At 56.3% G+C, this 17,166-nt stretch carries 13 protein-coding genes; 8 read left to right on the top strand and 5 right to left on the bottom strand.

Features of this window, described 5'->3' with window-relative positions:
- Positions 1 to 29 precede the first annotated feature (29 nt).
- The 3 genes from rpsD to rplQ all read left to right on the top strand — a co-directional run bounded on the left by rpsD (position 30) and on the right by rplQ (position 2,551).
- A complete protein-coding gene (rpsD, locus tag H7849_RS17750; protein ID WP_186741191.1) occupies positions 30 to 659 on the top strand; it encodes a 30S ribosomal protein S4 in 630 nt (209 codons plus the stop codon).
- Positions 660 to 904: 245 nt separating this feature from the next.
- A complete protein-coding gene (locus H7849_RS17745; protein WP_186741189.1) occupies positions 905 to 2,002 on the top strand; it encodes a DNA-directed RNA polymerase subunit alpha in 1,098 nt (365 codons plus the stop codon).
- 69 nt (positions 2,003 to 2,071) lie between these two features.
- Positions 2,072 to 2,551, top strand: a complete 480-nt coding sequence (rplQ, locus tag H7849_RS17740) for a 50S ribosomal protein L17 (RefSeq protein WP_186741187.1) — start codon at positions 2,072 to 2,074, stop codon at positions 2,549 to 2,551.
- 63 nt (positions 2,552 to 2,614) lie between these two features.
- Here rplQ and H7849_RS17735 read toward each other — a convergent pair whose 3' ends face one another.
- From H7849_RS17735 to guaB, 3 genes are all read right to left on the bottom strand, one after another.
- Positions 2,615 to 4,279 carry a carboxypeptidase-like regulatory domain-containing protein gene (locus tag H7849_RS17735; protein WP_186741185.1) on the bottom strand — a complete coding sequence of 555 codons (1,665 nt, stop codon included), beginning with the start codon at positions 4,277 to 4,279 and terminating at the stop codon, positions 2,615 to 2,617.
- The gene (locus H7849_RS17730; RefSeq protein WP_186741183.1) at positions 4,276 to 5,937 is read right to left on the bottom strand and encodes an MSCRAMM family protein; all 1,662 of its coding nucleotides are present in this window, start codon (positions 5,935 to 5,937) and stop codon (positions 4,276 to 4,278) included. The genes H7849_RS17735 and H7849_RS17730 overlap by 4 nt, the downstream gene beginning before the upstream one ends.
- 446 nt (positions 5,938 to 6,383) lie before the next feature.
- Complete coding sequence (gene guaB, locus H7849_RS17725; RefSeq protein ID WP_186741181.1) at positions 6,384 to 7,904, bottom strand: IMP dehydrogenase; 1,521 nt, start codon at positions 7,902 to 7,904, stop codon at positions 6,384 to 6,386.
- Between the two features lie 248 nt (positions 7,905 to 8,152).
- Here guaB and H7849_RS17720 point away from each other — a divergent pair, with 248 nt between their 5' ends.
- Together H7849_RS17720 and H7849_RS17715 are read left to right on the top strand one after the other, a co-directional pair.
- Complete coding sequence (locus H7849_RS17720; RefSeq protein WP_186741179.1) at positions 8,153 to 8,800, top strand: hypothetical protein; 648 nt, start codon at positions 8,153 to 8,155, stop codon at positions 8,798 to 8,800.
- A 9-nt stretch (positions 8,801 to 8,809) separates the two neighbouring features.
- Positions 8,810 to 9,460, top strand: coding sequence for a hypothetical protein (locus tag H7849_RS17715; RefSeq protein WP_186741177.1), 651 nt, complete (start codon positions 8,810 to 8,812; stop codon positions 9,458 to 9,460).
- Between the two features lie 20 nt (positions 9,461 to 9,480).
- On the opposite strand, the gene H7849_RS17710 is transcribed toward H7849_RS17715, so the two are convergent.
- Positions 9,481 to 9,972, bottom strand: a complete 492-nt coding sequence (locus H7849_RS17710; RefSeq protein WP_186741175.1) for a DinB family protein — start codon at positions 9,970 to 9,972, stop codon at positions 9,481 to 9,483.
- Between the two features lie 61 nt (positions 9,973 to 10,033).
- A complete protein-coding gene (locus H7849_RS17705) occupies positions 10,034 to 10,768 on the bottom strand; it encodes a class II aldolase/adducin family protein (RefSeq protein ID WP_186741173.1) in 735 nt (244 codons plus the stop codon).
- Positions 10,769 to 11,533: 765 nt separating this feature from the next.
- Here H7849_RS17705 and rimP point away from each other — a divergent pair.
- From rimP to infB, 3 genes are all read left to right on the top strand, one after another.
- Positions 11,534 to 12,121 carry a ribosome maturation factor RimP gene (gene rimP / locus H7849_RS17700; protein WP_186741171.1) on the top strand — a complete coding sequence of 196 codons (588 nt, stop codon included), beginning with the start codon at positions 11,534 to 11,536 and terminating at the stop codon, positions 12,119 to 12,121.
- Between the two features lie 64 nt (positions 12,122 to 12,185).
- Positions 12,186 to 13,841 (top strand): transcription termination factor NusA, encoded by a 1,656-nt coding sequence (nusA, locus tag H7849_RS17695; RefSeq protein ID WP_186741169.1) that lies wholly within the window; start codon positions 12,186 to 12,188, stop codon positions 13,839 to 13,841.
- A gap of 146 nt (positions 13,842 to 13,987) precedes the next feature.
- Positions 13,988 to 17,098, top strand: coding sequence for a translation initiation factor IF-2 (gene infB / locus H7849_RS17690; RefSeq protein ID WP_186741167.1), 3,111 nt, complete (start codon positions 13,988 to 13,990; stop codon positions 17,096 to 17,098).
- Positions 17,099 to 17,166: the final 68 nt, after the last annotated feature.

Below are 17,166 nucleotides of genomic sequence, written 5' to 3'. Positions count from 1 at the left end.
GGTCGGCCTCTGAAATTAGGAGAAGAGAATTGGCACGTTATACCGGAGCAGTCTGCCGCCTTTGCCGTCGCGAAGGCACCAAGCTTTTTCTGAAGGGCACCAAGTGCTTTTCTGACAAGTGCGCCATTGAGAAGCGTAATTTTGCCCCCGGCCAGCATGGTCGCGACCGCAAGGCGAAGATCGTAGGCTACGGCCTGCAGCTTCGCGAAAAGCAGAAGGCGAAACGCATCTATTTCACCCTCGAAGGTCAGTTCCGCGAGTACTATGAGAAGGCTTCGCGCGCGCAGGGCGTTACCGGCCAGCGCCTCATCCAGCAGCTTGAGTGCCGCCTGGACAACGTTGCCTACCGTCTTGGTTTCGCAACATCGCGCCGTCTGGCTCGCCAAATCGTTCGCCACGGGCATGTGGAAGTGAATGGCCGCAAAGTGAACATCCCTTCGTTCCAGGTGAGCGTGGGCGATGAAATCAAGATCCGTCCGAACAGCCAGAAGCTGACAGTGCTTGAGACCTCGCGTGAGTTCGCCAGCCACCAGCCGGCTCCGGCATGGCTCTCGGTCGATCATGCGAACCTGTCGGGCAAGGTGCTGTCGCTGCCGAAGCGCGAGGACGTGAACCTGCCGGTCAACGAACAGCTGATCGTCGAACTGTACAGCAAGTAATCGCTGAGAACGCAGACTCCCGGAAGCCGTCATTCTGACGACCAACGGGAGGAAGAATCTCAACGGATTTAGAGTTCTTGAGATTCTTCGCTTCGCTCAGAATGACGCGCGACTTTGTAAACGAGTTTTCGAGCAAGGCTCGAAAGATGTACATCGCAGCAATGCGGTGAAAATTCAATCAACGGAGAAAATAACGCAGACGCTGCAAAATGCTTCGCGGCCCTGTGTTGGAGAGCGATAAAGATATGCTTTGGAGAGGATTTCAAAAGCCGAAACGGTTGGCGGTCGATAGCGATTCGCTGACAGAGAAGTATGGGAAGTTTAGCGCTCAGCCCTTTGAGCGCGGCTTCGGAACCACCATTGGCAATGCGCTGCGCCGCACCCTGCTTTCGTCCATCGAAGGCGCTGCTGTCACCGCAGTCAAGATCGAGGGCGTGCTGCACGAGTTCCAGTCCATCACTGGAGTCGTCGAAGACGCAACCGACATCATCCTGAACTTGAAGCAGATTCCCTTCAAGTTAAACGGCGAAGGCCCGAAGGCGCTCTATCTGCGCGCTGAGACGCCGGGAGTCGTGACCTCGGGCATGATCGAAGCCGATGGCGACGTGGAAATTCTCGACAAGGACATCTACATCGCAACCGTCAGCGAAGGCGGCAAGCTGGACATGGAAATGCGCTTGAAGCGCGGCCGTGGCTACATCTCCGCTGACAAGAACTTTGACTCCGATCTCGGCATTGGTTTCATCCCGGTCGATTCGGTTCACTCACCGGTGCGCAAGGTGAACTACACGGTTGAGGCTGCTCGTCTCGGTCAGATTACTGATTACGACAAGCTCACGCTCGAAGTCTGGACCAACGGCACCGTGCTTCCAGCCGATTCGATTGGCCTCGCGGCGAAGCTGCTCAAGGACCACATGAGCATCTTCATCAACTTCGAGGAAGAGATCGAAGCTGAGGCGCAGGCTGAAGAAGGCCGCACGTTGCTGCGGAACGACAATCTGAACCGCTCGGTCGAAGAACTGGAGCTTAGCGTTCGCAGCTACAACTGCCTGAAGAACGCCAATATCCAGACCATCGGCGAGCTGGTGCAGAAGACCGAAGCCGAGATGCTGAAGACCAAGAACTTCGGCCGCAAGTCCCTGAACGAGATCAAGGAAATTCTTGCGCAGATGGGTCTTTCGCTCGGCATGAAGATCGACGAGCACGGTAACGCAGTGCCTGGACCGACGAGCATTCTGCCTTCGGCCACTCTGGCGGCTGCGAGCTTTGGCCGTTACGACGACGACGACGAAGGCCTGGACGAAGCGGACATTCCGCTGCCGACCGAAACTGAAAACTTTTAACAGGGCTCGTATCAGGGCACGGTTTTATAGACTGTGCCCGAGCCCTGAAATCAGATAGAGAGATTTGCCATGCGCCACCGCAATGCAGGATACAAACTCGGACGCAACCCCAGCCACCGCCGCGCTCTGCTGCGCAACCTGGTCACGTCCGTTATTCTTGAAGACCGCGTCGAGACGACCGTCGCCAAGGCGAAAGCCGTTCGTCCGCACGTGGAGAAGTTGATCACCCTGGGTAAGAAGGGCGACCTGCATGCGCGGCGTCAGGCGCTTTCCTTCCTTCAAACCCGTGATGCCGTAACGCGCCTGTTTGACACCGTAGCCCCGCGTTATGGTGACCGAAACGGCGGTTATCTGCGCATCGTGCGCCGTGGTTTCCAGCGCGGTGACGGTGCTGAGAAGGCCTTCATCGAGCTACTCGGAGCCGAGGCGATTCTCGACGAGAAGCGCCAGAAGCGCGCCGAAGCCCGTGCCAAGAAGCGCGAAGAACTGCAGAAGGCGATGGCCGAGGAGCAGGCTCAGGCTGGCGAAGGCGGCGAAGAAAAGGCTTAACCCTTTACGATATTTATGCCGGCTTCTTGCGGCACCGCGCACCTCCTTACGTGAGGTGCGTTTTTATTTTGGCTGAACCTCCACCGGCTCTTTAAGCGCAGTAGTCTTCGAATTTGTCTCCGTCACGGTTACATACTTTCCAAGTGCAAGATAATGCGCAATGACATCGGCTTCAGCCCAGTTGAGCGCCCAGCCATCTTCAATAGCAACGACCGTGTATTTGCCGGGAATCACATCGAGCAGAGCAAAGCTTCCGTCGGAATCGGATTGATCGCGGCGGAACAAGTCGCGATTATTAGCCGGGTCCTCGGGCACAAGAACGATCATCGCTCCGGGTGCTGGCTTTCCGGCTTTTTTAGCGAAGCCTGTTACCTCCAGGTTCGGATCGGGATAGACCGTAGCCGCGATCATCACAGGACCACTTCCAATGGTGATGCGACTTCCCTCAACTTGCGCTCCGTTTACCGCAAGTTTTGACACAAAAAGGTGTTTCCCGTTGCCCCAGGCGTCCGGTCTGTATTTTCCAGGTGGCATGTTGGCCATTTCAAACGTTCCTTCTTCACCTGCAACCGAGCCATTCCTGTTCTTTCCATCAGAAGAGGTCAGAGTCACGACAGTGCTCCGCGGCAATGCCTCTCCAGAGGCCATAGCAACCCTGCCGGAGATGTTCGCTAAAACCTGGCCCGTGCCAGCGTCTATGGATTCGTCTGAAGTGACGTTGACAGCGCTGAGCCGTTCCGAGGGAGAGTTCACGCCTCCACGTAAATGAATCTGATATTCGCCCGGAGCAACGCTGATCTCTGTCAAGCCCGGTGCAATGGCGCGCGTGTTTGTGTCTACGTAGTCCGATGTTCCGAATACCTCTTTTGACAGTGACGGCATCGGCGTGCCCAGATTGGGATCGTCAGACACAGGCGAATGCACCAGCAGATGGAGTGCCGGCAGCGGATGCAACTCAAAATTGATCTGCACCCTTTCGCCGCCCTTCAGCGGGATGGGAGTGGCATCGTCAGGATTTGTCGCCTCAGCATAAAACGAGGTTGCATAGACGAGGTCCAGCGGCGAGTGGGGAATATCCTTAGCGTCCACGGTGTTGGGGCGGCGTGGCATGCCTTCGCCATTCTCCGCGTACCACGGGCGCCCGCTCACCGTTATGAAATAGTCGCCCGGTGCGACGGTGCTGAATTCATAAGCGCCGCTGTCATCGGTCATCGTGTTATCCGCCATCCGTGCCTTTTCACTCCCAGTGTCATGCGTCTGACGAAAGAGGGACACTCGTGCATTCTCTACCGGATCGCCCGAATCCTCAGTAACAATGCCCGAGATGACGGCATCGGGTGCCAACCGCAATACGAGATTCTCCGAGCGCAGACCCTCACCGGTCACAATTGCCGTCGAGTACTGTTCATGCTCGTCATAAGCCGCTGGGATAAATCCGCGCCGCGCTCCCGTCAGCGAGTATTTGGCTGCTGGCAGGCCGTCGAATTCGAAATGACCGTCAGGGCCGGTCTGCACAGACTGCGTTATGGCGGGGGGCTTTACTGTAGCAATCGAGATGTCTGCCCGATTCAGCGGTGCACCGGTGGCCGCATTCACGACGGTTCCCGAAATGCGATAGGGTCCACCACCTTTCTCTTGTGCCCGCAGTTGCGAGCCCCAGATAACGAACAGAGCGCACAGGCTCAATCGGCAAAGCTGCAGCTTGGCTAATACGAGTGGACTTCTCATGGCGCTGCCTCTGCCGGTGTTACATCGATCTGGAGGTTCGTTGTACCGTTCGGCTCCATCGTAATGATCTGTCCCTTGCCGGTGTAGGCTTCCAATGCCTTCGGATTGCGATACTCAAGATCCATTTCGCGGTCGAGCGCAAACGCGTGATATGTGCCGGGCGGAATGTTGGGCAAATAGGATGCCTGGGCGGAGATCATGACACGCTGCATGACAAAGGAAGAGTCAAACTGAGGGAGAAGATAGAGGTACCCATGCGGTTGGTCCTCACCAGCCTCACTCGCTGATCCTGTGGTCTTCAATCGAACGGATAAGGTCGCGGTGTCGTTGCGCAGCACGATGTCTATCGGAGCAGATGCGCCGCCCGGCCCAATCACCAGAGGATCACGCGCGAGGTCGGTTCCGCCTGCAGTGATGGATGCGACATATCCCCCGTTCGCGTAGGGCTGCACCCAGTACTTGCCTGGAAAAACATTTTCAAGCTGCCATGACGAATCGTCGCCCCCCGGTTCATGGCGAAGATTGCCGCCCGTATTGCCCCCGTCGGTTGCGGAGATAAGAACCAAATTGACATCTGCTTGAGGCTCAACCACCTGCCTTCCGTTTTCGATCCGTATGATCTGAGCGTTGCTATTGTTGGTGGGCGCCGTGAATTCTTTGCGGATGGATACCGAAATGGGGCGAACGGGCAAAATGACCGAACCCTCTGCATGGACAGGCGCGTCACGCACCGTTAGTGGCTGGCTCGCATAGCCGGGAGGCGAGTTCGGCGAAAAAGATTGAATGATAGCGCTGTAATTTCCGGCTGGGAGCCAGGCGGAAAGCCCTTGCTGTTGCGGGCCCAAAAATGGCGATGCCGCGTAAGGTCGACCCATTCCGTCAAATATCTGCGCTGAGAGTCCCGGGGCTATCACTCTACCTGGAAGTGAAATGGTTACAGGATAGAAGGGTGTGCGAGTAAGTGCCATTTGCACATTCACCTGTTGCCCTGGATTGATCTTCAACGAGCCGTTGGCATTACTATCGCCCTCTTCGGGATACGAAACCGGGGAGAAGCCCCAGCGAATGGAGACTCGCTCAGACGGAACATCAGATTCGATGGCGCTATCGGTGGTCAGCTTGTACTCGCCGGGTTGCAAACCGCCAAACCGGAACGCTCCTTCGCTGTTTGTCGTTTTCATCGCCACAGGCTGCCAGAGGGCGAGTCCTTCCTGGATGTTGCGACGCATCAGCTGAACAGGAATATTGCCGCCCGGATCGGACGCCGGCAAGGTTATCTGACCCGTGATTGTACCCGCCGGCGTAAGTGCTAACGTATGCTCGTGAATGTCGGGCCCCACATCAACGGGCACGGAGAGATCGCGCGAGAAGTTTGAGCCAAAAAAACCGGGCCGTCGGGCCACTAACGTGGATCCTCCTGCCCGTACGTTTGGAAATTCGAAGCGGCCTTCGTTGTCAGTCAGCTGCGAACTGGACGACTCTTGTCCCGCAATGGTGACCAAAGCACGCGCAATCGGTTCGTGCGTCGTGCTGTTGATAACGGTGCCGCGAACATCGTAGGTTCGCTGTCCGCCGTTGTCCTGGGCCTGAGACCGCAAGCCGTCAGAGAAGAAAAGCAGCATACCGCACAACACAGAAAGAGTCCGCGAGTGAGCCATGGATGTCACTAGGTTTTTGTATCGTGGGTATTCTCTCCGAATCAGTTGAAAAAGCAACTGGTGTCTGAGGCTGGTTGTCAGACGGCACACAAACGAAAAGGATAGGACAGACTGTGCGTGTGTCCGCCATTCGGACAGCTTGCGTACGAACCGACAGAACTCAAGAAGGTGATTGAAGCTGAGCATCAGGGCAGAGGAAGGAGGTGAAAAAGGCTTGATCTTCCTCATTCCTATTGACACCACTGCTATCCTGAAAGTGAAGGCACAAAAGGCATGGCCAAATCGGTCGTGCCTTTTGGTTTGGCTCGTAAATTATTGAAATAGGCGAATTTAGAAAACCGCGGGGGGTAGCAAACAGGGTTTATCTTAAAAAAGCGACGGGCGTGTGAAGGATGACTTTACGCGCCCCAAGAAATCGAACCGAGTGCTACTCGACGTGTCCTAGACTACTCAACGTGATAGTTTGGGGCCTCGCGCGTGATGATGACGTCGTGGACGTGGCTTTCACGCAGGCCAGCATTTGAAATGCGCACGAAACGCGACTTCGTCTGCAGATCTTCAATCGTCTCGCAGCCCAGATACCCCATGCCCGAGCGGAGCCCGCCAACGAGCTGATAGACCATTGCCTCCAGCGGACCACGATGTGGCACGCGTCCTTCGATGCCTTCGGGAACGAACTTTGCCAACCGGTTCTGTCCATTCCGTTCGCGGGCGACTACACCCTCGGTGCTCGGAGCCTCTTCAAGATCTCGGCTGCTCTGGAAGTAGCGCTCGCCGGAGCCTTGAGCCATGGCGGAGAGCGAACCCATGCCACGATAGGCCTTGAACGACCGGCCCTGGTAGAGAATCGTCTCGCCCGGACTCTCATCCACGCCGGCAAAAAGCGAGCCAATCATGACGCTGCTAGCGCCTGCGGCGATTGCCTTGGCTACGTCGCCTGAATACTTGATGCCGCCGTCGGCGATGATCGGGATATTGTGCTCGCGGCCTGCCTTGTAGGCTTCGCTGATGGCAGTGATCTGCGGCATGCCCGCGCCGGTAACCATGCGCGTGGTGCAGATGGATCCGGGACCGATGCCGACCTTGACGCCGTCAGCACCAGCATCAATTAAGGCCTTCGCCCCCTCGTAGGTAGCGATGTTTCCGGCAAGAAGGTCGACGTCGGGAAAACGCTGCTTGACGTCCCTGACAGCTTCAAGAACGCGTGAAGAGTGGCCATGGGCGGAGTCTATGGAAAGAACATCGACTCGATTCTGCACGAGCGCCGCGGCACGCTCCAGATAATCACCCGTGGCCCCGATGGCTGCTCCAACACGCAGTCGCCCCTGATTGTCCTTCGAGGCATTCGGGTATTTTAGTTTCTTCTGGATGTCTTTTACCGTGATCAGGCCCTTCAGCTCGTACTGGTCGTTAACGACAAGCAGTTTCTCCACGCGGTGCTGATGCAGGATCAACTCGGCCTCTTCGAGCGTCGTGCCCACAGGTACCGTGATCAGGTGTTCCTTGGTCATCACGTCGGCGATCGGAATGTCGGTGCGCGTCTCGAATCGCAGGTCGCGGTTGGTGAGAATTCCGACAAGCTTGCCTTCTTTCGTGACAGGCACGCCGGAAATCTTATATTTCCGCATTACTTCGAGAGCATCAGCAATAAGCTGGTCCGGTGTCATCGTTACCGGATCGACGATCATGCCGCTCTCAGAGCGTTTTACCTTATCAACTTCGCCGGCCTGCTGCTCGATAGTGAGATTGCGATGAACGATGCCGATTCCGCCCTGCTGGGCCATAGCAATGGCCAGACGTGACTCCGTCACGGTGTCCATGGCGGCGCTTAAGAGCGGTGTATTCAATAGGATACGGTTGGTAAGCCGGGTCTGCGTGCTAACCAGAGCAGGAACAACTTCACTATATGCAGGTACCAGCAAAACGTCGTCAAACGTTAAGGCTTCGGGGACGGGATGTTCAATCATTATGTTCCGTAGTGCGAAAAGGTGTCTTCGCGGGCTAGAGGCAAGTCAATAACGGCGGCTTCTTTTTATTTCATTAGATTGTAGTGGGGTTCAAAAAGTACCGCAAACTTCTGCGGAACGGAAATCGGGGCACTTTCGTACCGACCTTTAACGCATGGGGGGGCGCCATGGCGCATTCGTATCGTTTCCAATTTAGCCGAAGATTGGCATATGTATCGGCAACGGTCCTTCTTGGAATGTGCACGACAATGCGAGCGGACGACAAGAAGTCCGATAATCTGAGTTGCGATGGCGATCCAGTCGCGGTTTCCGACCGTCAATATCAGCAGCAGGCAGGGGACGTGCTGGAGTCCCGTCATCTTGAGATCGTCCGATTGTTCGCAGGAACCGGCTCGTTAAATGTCAGTGTTTGCAATGCGCAATTGCGCGTGCGTACCAAGCCGGACGCGAAGGATCTGAAGCTTTCGGTTGAGCTTGGAGACAAGGTAGAAAAACCCGCAGCGGATTACATCCACATTCTGCGCGTGGATCCCGAGAGTGCCACGATTCACCTTAAATTTCCTAACAATTCTCACGCGATCGTGACATTGACTCTTCCCATGAACAAAGGTTTGGAAAGTGAATTCAACCTGGGCAGAGGCGATTTGAATTTTGACGCGATAGGCAGCGCCGGCGAGCGGGAAATCAATGTGGGTTATGGCCATGCAAAGCTGCTTGTCGACGGCGACAAGAGCTATGCGGACATGCAGGTGAATATTGGCATGGGTTCGCTCCACGATCACAGGCCGGGTGGCCATGATGGCCATTTCGTTGTGAGCAAAAGCTACAGCGGAAGCGGTGTTGGCTCCCTGGAAGTAAACGTGGGCATGGGAAGTCTCGACATCGCTCAGGAATAGAGAGCGCATATGAAGATATCGACAATATGTACAGCTATTGTTCTAGCCGGAGCGGGCATAGTGCAGGCGCAGGATACTGCCTCGCGGCAAAAGCTAGATTTGCCTAAGCCAAATTGCCTGGTTATGAGCAAGGGTCTTCCGGAAAACGGCACATTGGTAATGGAAGTAAATGTCGGAGAAGTGCGCGTTGTTCGCAGCGATGAGTTGAAGACAATCCGACTCACGATTGAGCCGCACGGATTTTATGACGATGCGACCGTACAGTCATGGATCAAGCGGTTCGGCGTAGCAGGTGACCGCGCTTCGATCGATCTCAAATTGCCAAAGAACGAGGATAACCACCAGGGCGCAAGCGTTACAGTCTCTGTCCCGGCGCAAACGGATCTGAAACTTGAACTGGGTGTTGGCGACCTTTCGGTGAAAGGAATTGAAGGCAACAAGGAACTACACGTAGGCATAGGTGATCTTACGGTGGGTGTAACAGATAGCGCGAAATACAACGACATTCGTACCGGGACAAAGATTGGAGACGCAGAAGATGCGGTTTCCCATCAGCGCTCGGATGGATTTTTTCCCAAGACGCACCACACTTCTGCGCAAGGGATGTACAAACTGCATGCGACCGTGGGTATTGGCGACGTGAACGTTGTGCAGGACTGAACTTTACCCTTTTTTGCCACCTAGATTGTTGACGTGTTCTTGCTGGCGATCCCTTCCAGTTGTTGCAAATGATTCAGGTCGTGCCCAGCCATCGTTTCCACAATCGTTCGGAAAGTCATCGTACCACGCTCAGGATGAGTCACCTGCTTTTCCTGATCCGCTTGAGACCTGCTTCTGATGAGAGCCAGGTTCCAGCGTCGAATAGAAGAAAAGACCGCTAGCGCTGAAGGAGCGTCATAGGCTTCATAGGTGGTCGCCCATTTCTCCTGATCGAAAGGCTGGATTACGTGATTCTCTTCCGCAAGTGCCTGCCTCAGGCGGAAGGCGAATGTTATTTCGCAATCCGCTAGATGACAGAAGATTTCACGAGCGCTCCACTTGCCCGGAGCCGGTGACCTCTCAACACCATCAGGACCGAAGTGGTTGAAGATAGCTCCGAGCTTTGTCGGAGTGCCGGAAATGATCTCCTGTGCATCGCGGCCGCCCAGAACTTTTTCGTAAGGATTAAGCATGAAGCTCCCCAGAACAGAGTTACAACCTTGTAGCACGTTTCCGGACGACGTTTGTGGTTGACTAAATCCGGCAGTTCGAGTGATAGCGCATCCTAGCCTGCTGTAGTTTCCGAATGGCATCCTCTTCAAGGAGTCGCGGACAGCCGAGTTCGTGCGCAGCCAGGCATACCTGGGCGAAGTGCTCCGTGGTTTCGAGCTTCATGAACGCATCCAGCAGGTCTTTTCCATAGGTAACGAGGCCGTGGTTTGCCATCAGAATCGCGTCGTGATCGCGCACATAAGGCGCCAGGCTGGCGCCTACTTCATCCGTCCCGGTGGTCGCGTATGCCGCCAGAGGGATCTTGCCCAGCGTCATGAGAAGCTCCGCGCAAAGCGGCATATCAAGAGCCATGCCACAGGAGGCAAAGGCAGTTGCAATCGGTGGATGCGCGTGCACAACCGCCTGCACGTCCTGACGGGAGTCGTATACGGCAAGATGCATGCCGATTTCGCTGGTAACATTGCGTGAGCCCGAAAGCAGCTTGCCATTGAGGTCGACAATGACCATGTCCGAGGCGCGTAAGAGGTACTTGCTGCAGCCCGTTGGGGTTGCAAGAATACGCTCGCTGTCAAGCCGTGCCGAAAGGTTCCCAGAGGTTCCGGGAGCAAAACCAAGCCGGTACATCCACTTGGAAAAACGCGTAAGCTGGCGGCGCAACTCGCGGTCTGGTCGCTCAATATTGACGACGTTCGCCGCGGGGGCCGGACGAATTGGTGCAGGGGATTCGGTCAGAGTGATTGCGGGCTGCGACGTCATGCGAATGCGACCTCCCTCTGAGGACTGCTGAATCTACCGATGCATTTTCCTAGACGTTCTGTTACGCAAAACGGTCTTTTAAAAGTTGAGCCAATGCCGGTTTGATGCAGGGCATCCACCGGCGCATTTGTTTCAAGCTGAACATAGATAACCCCGACTGCGAGTTCTGGCAAGTTATTTTCGATTCGCTTCACGGATTTCCCCGAAAATTTGCTGAAAGCATGTTCGTTTCGGTACTGAAATAGCCTCTCGAAGAGTGCTATTTATCCAATGAAAAAAGAAACCAGTGTTGCTTTAGCACTGCTGAACGCAGCTTGTCTCGTGGTGAGGCAGAAGCTTGGGAATGGAGTGGACGAGGGTATGCGATGCACGTCCAGCAAATCCCTGTAGTTCGCACGGCAAGTTGCCGGCCAGCCAGAAGGCACCGGCCGCCAAAGTAGACATCAGAAAGAGGATGATTTGAAGCGACTTGAGGGTTGTGTCCGGGGGATCAACCCAAGGGGCAATACACAGGGCGAGAATGCAAGTGAGGCAAAGCAGCGCCAGAACGACTTTTATGGCCCTCGCCATCCTGCCAGAATCGTAGTTGGATTTCCTGGGCTTGGCAACCGTATAACCTCGACAAATCGGTTTGAAATCGAGCTCCAAGAGGAGTATTCTGAAATAGCAGACGAGTTTGTCCGTGCCCTGTCGTGAGTCAGCCGAGGGCTCGGAGGAATGAGTGGGCGAAAGCCCACTTTTCTTTTGCTGCAAACTCATTCATCGATGGCCTTGAATCTGGATCAAATTCGCGCCACCGCGCAGCGGGTTGCCGCTTCGCACGGCCTCGACGTGGTTGAAATTGAGTACCAGAGTGGCAGCAAGCATCGCGTTTTGCGGGTATTTATCGAGAAGAATGCTGAAAAACGCGCGAACCTGGCCGAAGCTGCGAAAGCTGAAGAAACCATGTCCGGATTACCCTCCGGGGTGGAAATCGACCAGCTGGCGGGGATCACACACGAGGATTGCCAGCAGTTCAGCCAGGATTTCGGTACGGTGCTGGACGTCGAGGAATTGGTTCCCGGAGCAGATTACACGTTGGAGGTCTCATCGCCGGGACTCGACCGCAAGCTTTATGGCGAGCAGGATTACCGGCGATTTGCCGGCAGCCTGGTGAAGTTGCAAACCTTTGAGGCGGTTACGAGCAACCGCCACTGGCATGGGAGGCTCACACAAGTGAAAGGGCATTCCATTGTGCTGGATCTTTCAGCGGTGAAACAAAAAGGCAAGAGTAAGAAAAAGGACGCAGCGAACACAACTGTCGAGATCGAGTTCTCGAACATTGAAAGGGCGAATCTTGTTCCGGAATTTTGAGCGAGCTGCAGCAGGTTGCGATAGGGCTCGCGATGGCAATCGCTGAGGTATTGAGAGAGAAAACATGGCAAGTGTGCTGTATCAAAGCATTGAGGCGTTGAGCCGCGACAAGGGAATCGATCCGGGCGTGGTTGTGTCGGCAGTCGAAGACGCAATTGCGCTGGCGACACGCAAGTATTACAAGACACAGGAAAATATGCGCGCCGAACTCGACAAAGAAACAGGCGAAATTCGCGCGTATGTCTACAAGACGGTTGTCGAGGCACCAGAGCAGATCGAAGATCCGGTGAACCAAATCGCTCTCGATCAGGCCCGCGAACTTGCGCCTGAGGTTGAAATAGGCGGTGAGATCCGCTACTACAAGCCGACGGATGTGCTGGGACGCATTGCCGCGCAGATGGCCAAACAGGTCATCTTTCAGAAGGTTCGCGAGGCTGAACGCGATACCGTTTTCCAGGAGTACAACCACCGTGTCGGTGAAGTGATCAACGCGACCGTAAAGCGTTTAGAGCCGCAGGACGTCATCTTCGATCTGGGTAAAGCGGAAGCGCGCATGCCCAAGCGCGAACAGTCACGGCTGGAGCAGTTTTCCGTGGGTGAGCGTATAAGGGTCGTTTTGCAGCGCGTCGATCGCGCCGCCAAGGGGCCCCAGGTGATCGTTTCCCGCGCGGCCCCAGAGCTGGTGCAGAACCTCTTCCAGAGCGAAGTACCTGAAATCTACGACGGTACCGTCATGATCCGCGCGATTGCGCGTGAAGCAGGCGAGCGCACCAAGATCGCAGTCATGTCACGTGACAAAGACGTCGACCCTGTCGGCGCTTGCGTCGGCATGAAAGGTATGCGCGTGCAGTCGATTATTCGCGAGCTGCGCGGCGAGAAAATCGACATTATTGAGTTCAGTGAAGAGATCACCACTTTCGCCGAGAAGGCTTTGCAGCCGGCCAAGGTAAGCCGCGTCAGCATCACAGATCTTGGTGAAAAGCAGCTGGAAGTCATCGTCGACGACACGCAGCTGTCTCTGGCGATTGGCAAGAAAGGGCAGAACGTCCGGCTTGCCGCGAAATTGCTGAGCTGGAAGATCGACATCAAGAGCGAGGAAGAAAAGCGTCAGGAAGTCGAGCAGCAGATGCAGGCGATGTCTGGTGGTCCGGCGACGCCAATCGAGCAGGTTGGCGAACTGGGTGAAGCGATCATCCAGAAGCTGGTCGCCGCAGGCATCACGACTGTTGAGGGGCTGGCTGACATGACTCCTGAGCAATTGGAAGAGATTCCGGGTATCGGCGAGAAGACTTTGGAGAAAATTGGTACGGCGGTTCGCCACTACTTCGGACAGTATGAAGAGGGCGAAGAGCGCCCGTTGCCGACAACTCCCAATCTGGCGGAGGCTGCGCACCTCGCGGACGTGCAGGCTGAAGAAGAGATCGAAGCACTGGAGCAGGATCTCACGCAGGCTGGCGAAGATCGGCCCAGTGAGGACGGCTCTGGACTGATAAGCGACGAAATGGCGGAAGAGCGCCTGGCAGAAGTGACCGAAGAGGGCGCCGCTCTGGCAGATGAAGGGGCCGAAGCTGTTGTTCCGGGACGCGATGACACCAGCGAATTATTGGCCGAGCATCACCCGAATACGCGAGCGGTTCACAGTGATGCTGTTCTCGAGGGAAATATGGACGAGCCCAGAGACGAAATCGGCGAGCACAAGATTGACGAGGATGGCGTGTAAAATGCGCCATCTACAAATGCAAGAGCCTGAGATATGGACGCTAAACGCATCATTTTCAGGTGATAATACAAATATGATTGAATCCCATTGGCATGAGGTTGCTATGAACAGCTGAGCGCTTGGGATGTGAGAAGCAAAAGGGGCGGATGAGCAAAGTTCGAATCAACGATCTGGCACGCGAGCTGGAAGTAAAGAGCAAAGCAATTTTGGACGTACTTACAGATGTCGGCGTGATTGAGAAAAAGACGCACTCCAGTTCACTGGAAGCGGATGAAGCCGAGCGTGTGCGCGCACACTTCAACCGTGGCGGCAAGACGGGCGGTACCTCCGCGGCGGCTCGCGCCGAGGCCGAAGCCAAACCTAAAATCGACTGGTCACGCGTATCGAAGCCTGGTGATGTGCTGAAGGCCATCCAGCAGCGAAAAGAAGAAGAAGCGCTGGCTGCCAGTCGTCCAACACCGCAGCCACCCGTTGCAAAGCCCGCTGCTGCGCCTGTGGTCACCCCGGTTGCAACGAATGTTACGCCCAGGCCACCTGTCTCGCAGCCGGCTCCCGCCGCTCCACCTGAAGCTGCGAAGCCCGCTCCGCGCAGGATTGTCCCACAGCCACGACCTGCCCCGGCTGTAATTGCTCCTCCTCCGCCGCAGACTCCCGCAATCGCCGCCAAGCCACCGGCAGGCCCGGTTGTGGCCAAACCGCCCGTCGCTCCAGCGGTTGAGGCAAGGCCAGTAGTTGCTGCGGTGCCGCCTTCTGTGCCTGTCGCAGCTAAGCCCACAACGCCGCCGCATGTAGCTCTGCCGCAGAGTGCTCCGGTTCCACCTGTAGCACCAGTAGCAGCCGCGTCTTCTACACCTGCGCCCGTCGAGCCACAGGTTCAAGCACCAGTTCCAGCACCGTCCCAGGTTGAGCCAACTGCACCTTCGGCCGCCTCAGCCTCAGCTCCTGTTCGGCGCGTGATTATGCCGCAGACTGGCCCGCGTCCTGTCTACACCGCTCCACCGCCACCTCCACCACCGCCCGTGCAGGCGTCGTCGGCCCCAACGGCACAGACGCAAGGCGGGTTGCAGCGCGGTCGTCCTATATTTGATCGTCGTCCGGGTGGTGCTCCTGGTGGTCAGCGTCCACAGGGCGGTCCTCCGGGACAGTTCCCCGGTGGTCGCCGCCCCATGCATCCGACGCGCACTCAGCCTGGAGGCCCTCCTGGAGCTGCTCGCCCTGGCTTTGGCCAGCGTCCCGGTTTCGGTGCCCGTCCCGGGTTCGGTGGTCCGCGCCCCGGAATGGGTGGCGCTCCCGGCGGTCTTGTACCGCCTCCGGGCGAAGCGCCGCGTCCACAGCGTCCAGGTGGCCCGCAGCGTCGTGGCCGCCAGCAATATCCGAAAACAAAAGAAGGCCCAATGAAGGGCTTTGCTCCGCCGTCGCGTTTCGGTGGTGCGCAGGTTCCTTCGGAACCGTTACCCATTACTCGCACGATTACCGTGACCGAAGGCATCAGCGTTAAGGACTTGGCAGAAAAGCTTGGAGTCCGCGGCAAGGATCTTATCGCGACCCTGCTCATGCGTGGCGTTTTTGTAACTGTTAACCAGTCGCTTGACGCGGAACTAGTGAAGGATGTGGCGCACCAGTTCGGTGCGGACACGCAGTTCATCACGTTCGAGGACCAGATGGCGAACGAAGCCATCGAGAGCATGCTGCAGCAGGAGAACCCGGACGAACTGGAAGTGTCCCGGCCGCCGGTTGTCACCGTCATGGGTCACGTAGACCATGGTAAAACCTCGCTGCTCGATGCGATTCGAGAGACGGATGTCGCCGGTGGCGAAGCTGGCGGCATTACGCAGCATATCGGAGCCTATAAAGTTCGCATCGGTAAGCAAGATTCGCCCGCGTTTGGACGCGAGATCGTTTTCCTCGATACGCCGGGTCACGAAGCGTTCACCCGTATGCGTGCTCGCGGCGCCAAGGTGACAGACATCGTTGTCATCGTGGTGGCTGCCGATGATGGAGTCATGCCGCAGACGCTTGAGGCCATTGACCACGCCAAGGCCGCCAATGTTCCGATCATCGTTGCAGTGAACAAGATCGACAAGCCTGAAGCACAGCCAGATCGTGTGAAGAAACAGCTCGGTGATCGTGGACTCGTTCCAGAAGATTGGGGCGGCTCGACTGTCTTTGTGGATGTCTCTGCGAAGAAGCGGCAAAACCTCGATCTGCTGCTTGAAATGATCTGCCTGGTAGCCGACCTCGGAAACCTCAAGGCAACACCGGGTCGCTCTGCTGTGGGCACCGTCATTGAAGCGAAACTCGACCGCGGACGCGGTGCGGTAGCATCCGTTCTAGTGCAGAACGGTACATTGCGCAATCAGGACAGCTTCATTGTCGGCAATACCTTCGGCAAGATTCGCGCCATGTTCGACGATCGCGGACGCGCTATCGAAGAAGCCGGGCCATCAACGCCCGTCGAAATCCTCGGCCTCGAAGGCATGCCGGATGCCGGCGATACCTTCCTGGTGACCGCTGATCGCGACAAGGCCAAGAGCATTGCGCAGTACCGCAGGATGAAGGAGCGCGAGGCGCAGCTGGCTAAGTCCTCACGCGTGTCGCTTGAAGGGCTGGCTGAGCAGATCAAGCAGGCTGGCGTCAAGGAACTGCCGCTCATCCTTAAGGGTGATGTTACGGGTTCGGTCGAAGTGCTGGCTGATTCGCTGCAGAAAATGTCGACCGAGAAGGTGCGCATCAAGGTCATCCATTCCGGTGTTGGTGCTATCACCGAAAGCGATGTCTTGCTCGCCACCGCATCGAATGCCATCATCATCGGCTTCAATGTACGTCCTGAGCGCAAGGTCGCCGATCTTGCCGAACAGGAAGGCGTAGAAATTCGCCTGCACTCGATTATCTACGAGTTGCAGGATGAGATTCGCAAGGCGATGCTTGGACTGCTGGAGCCGGTTTTCAAGGAGAACTACCTTGGTCGTGCTGAAGTGCTCAACGTCTTCAAGATCCCGAAGGTCGGCACGATTGCTGGTTGCCGCGTGACCGATGGCGTGCTGCGGCGTGATGCGGAAGTGCGGCTAATGCGGGATGGCGAGCAGGTCTTCAAGGGCAAACTGACGTCGCTCAAGCGCTTCAAGGACGATGCTAAGGAAGTTACGAACGGCATGGAATGCGGTGTCGGATTGTCGAACTTTAACGATGTCAAAGTTGGCGATACGATTGAGGCCTTCGTAACCGAGAAGGTTGCCGCGGAGCTTACGGCAAGCTAAATCCATTACCAGCAATAAAAGGCGTGCGGATTATCCGTACGCCTTTTTTCATTCTTGCGACACCAGTT

This window comes from Alloacidobacterium dinghuense (assembly GCF_014274465.1).
Taxonomy (GTDB): domain Bacteria; phylum Acidobacteriota; class Terriglobia; order Terriglobales; family Acidobacteriaceae; genus Alloacidobacterium; species Alloacidobacterium dinghuense.
This window is presented reverse-complemented; position numbering and strand designations above follow the sequence as displayed.

Coding starts and splice junctions, on each gene's coding strand:
- H7849_RS17730 (WP_186741183.1), bottom strand. CDS start 5,937: ATGGCTCACTCGCGGACTCTTTCTGTGTTGTGCGGTATGCTGCTTTTC.
- rplQ (WP_186741187.1), top strand. CDS start 2,072: ATGCGCCACCGCAATGCAGGATACAAACTCGGACGCAACCCCAGCCAC.
- guaB (WP_186741181.1), bottom strand. CDS start 7,904: ATGATTGAACATCCCGTCCCCGAAGCCTTAACGTTTGACGACGTTTTG.
- rimP (WP_186741171.1), top strand. CDS start 11,534: ATGGCCTTGAATCTGGATCAAATTCGCGCCACCGCGCAGCGGGTTGCC.
- H7849_RS17705 (WP_186741173.1), bottom strand. CDS start 10,768: ATGACGTCGCAGCCCGCAATCACTCTGACCGAATCCCCTGCACCAATT.
- H7849_RS17710 (WP_186741175.1), bottom strand. CDS start 9,972: ATGCTTAATCCTTACGAAAAAGTTCTGGGCGGCCGCGATGCACAGGAG.
- nusA (WP_186741169.1), top strand. CDS start 12,186: ATGGCAAGTGTGCTGTATCAAAGCATTGAGGCGTTGAGCCGCGACAAG.
- H7849_RS17745 (WP_186741189.1), top strand. CDS start 905: ATGCTTTGGAGAGGATTTCAAAAGCCGAAACGGTTGGCGGTCGATAGC.
- H7849_RS17715 (WP_186741177.1), top strand. CDS start 8,810: ATGAAGATATCGACAATATGTACAGCTATTGTTCTAGCCGGAGCGGGC.
- H7849_RS17735 (WP_186741185.1), bottom strand. CDS start 4,279: ATGAGAAGTCCACTCGTATTAGCCAAGCTGCAGCTTTGCCGATTGAGC.
- H7849_RS17720 (WP_186741179.1), top strand. CDS start 8,153: ATGCGAGCGGACGACAAGAAGTCCGATAATCTGAGTTGCGATGGCGAT.
- infB (WP_186741167.1), top strand. CDS start 13,988: ATGAGCAAAGTTCGAATCAACGATCTGGCACGCGAGCTGGAAGTAAAG.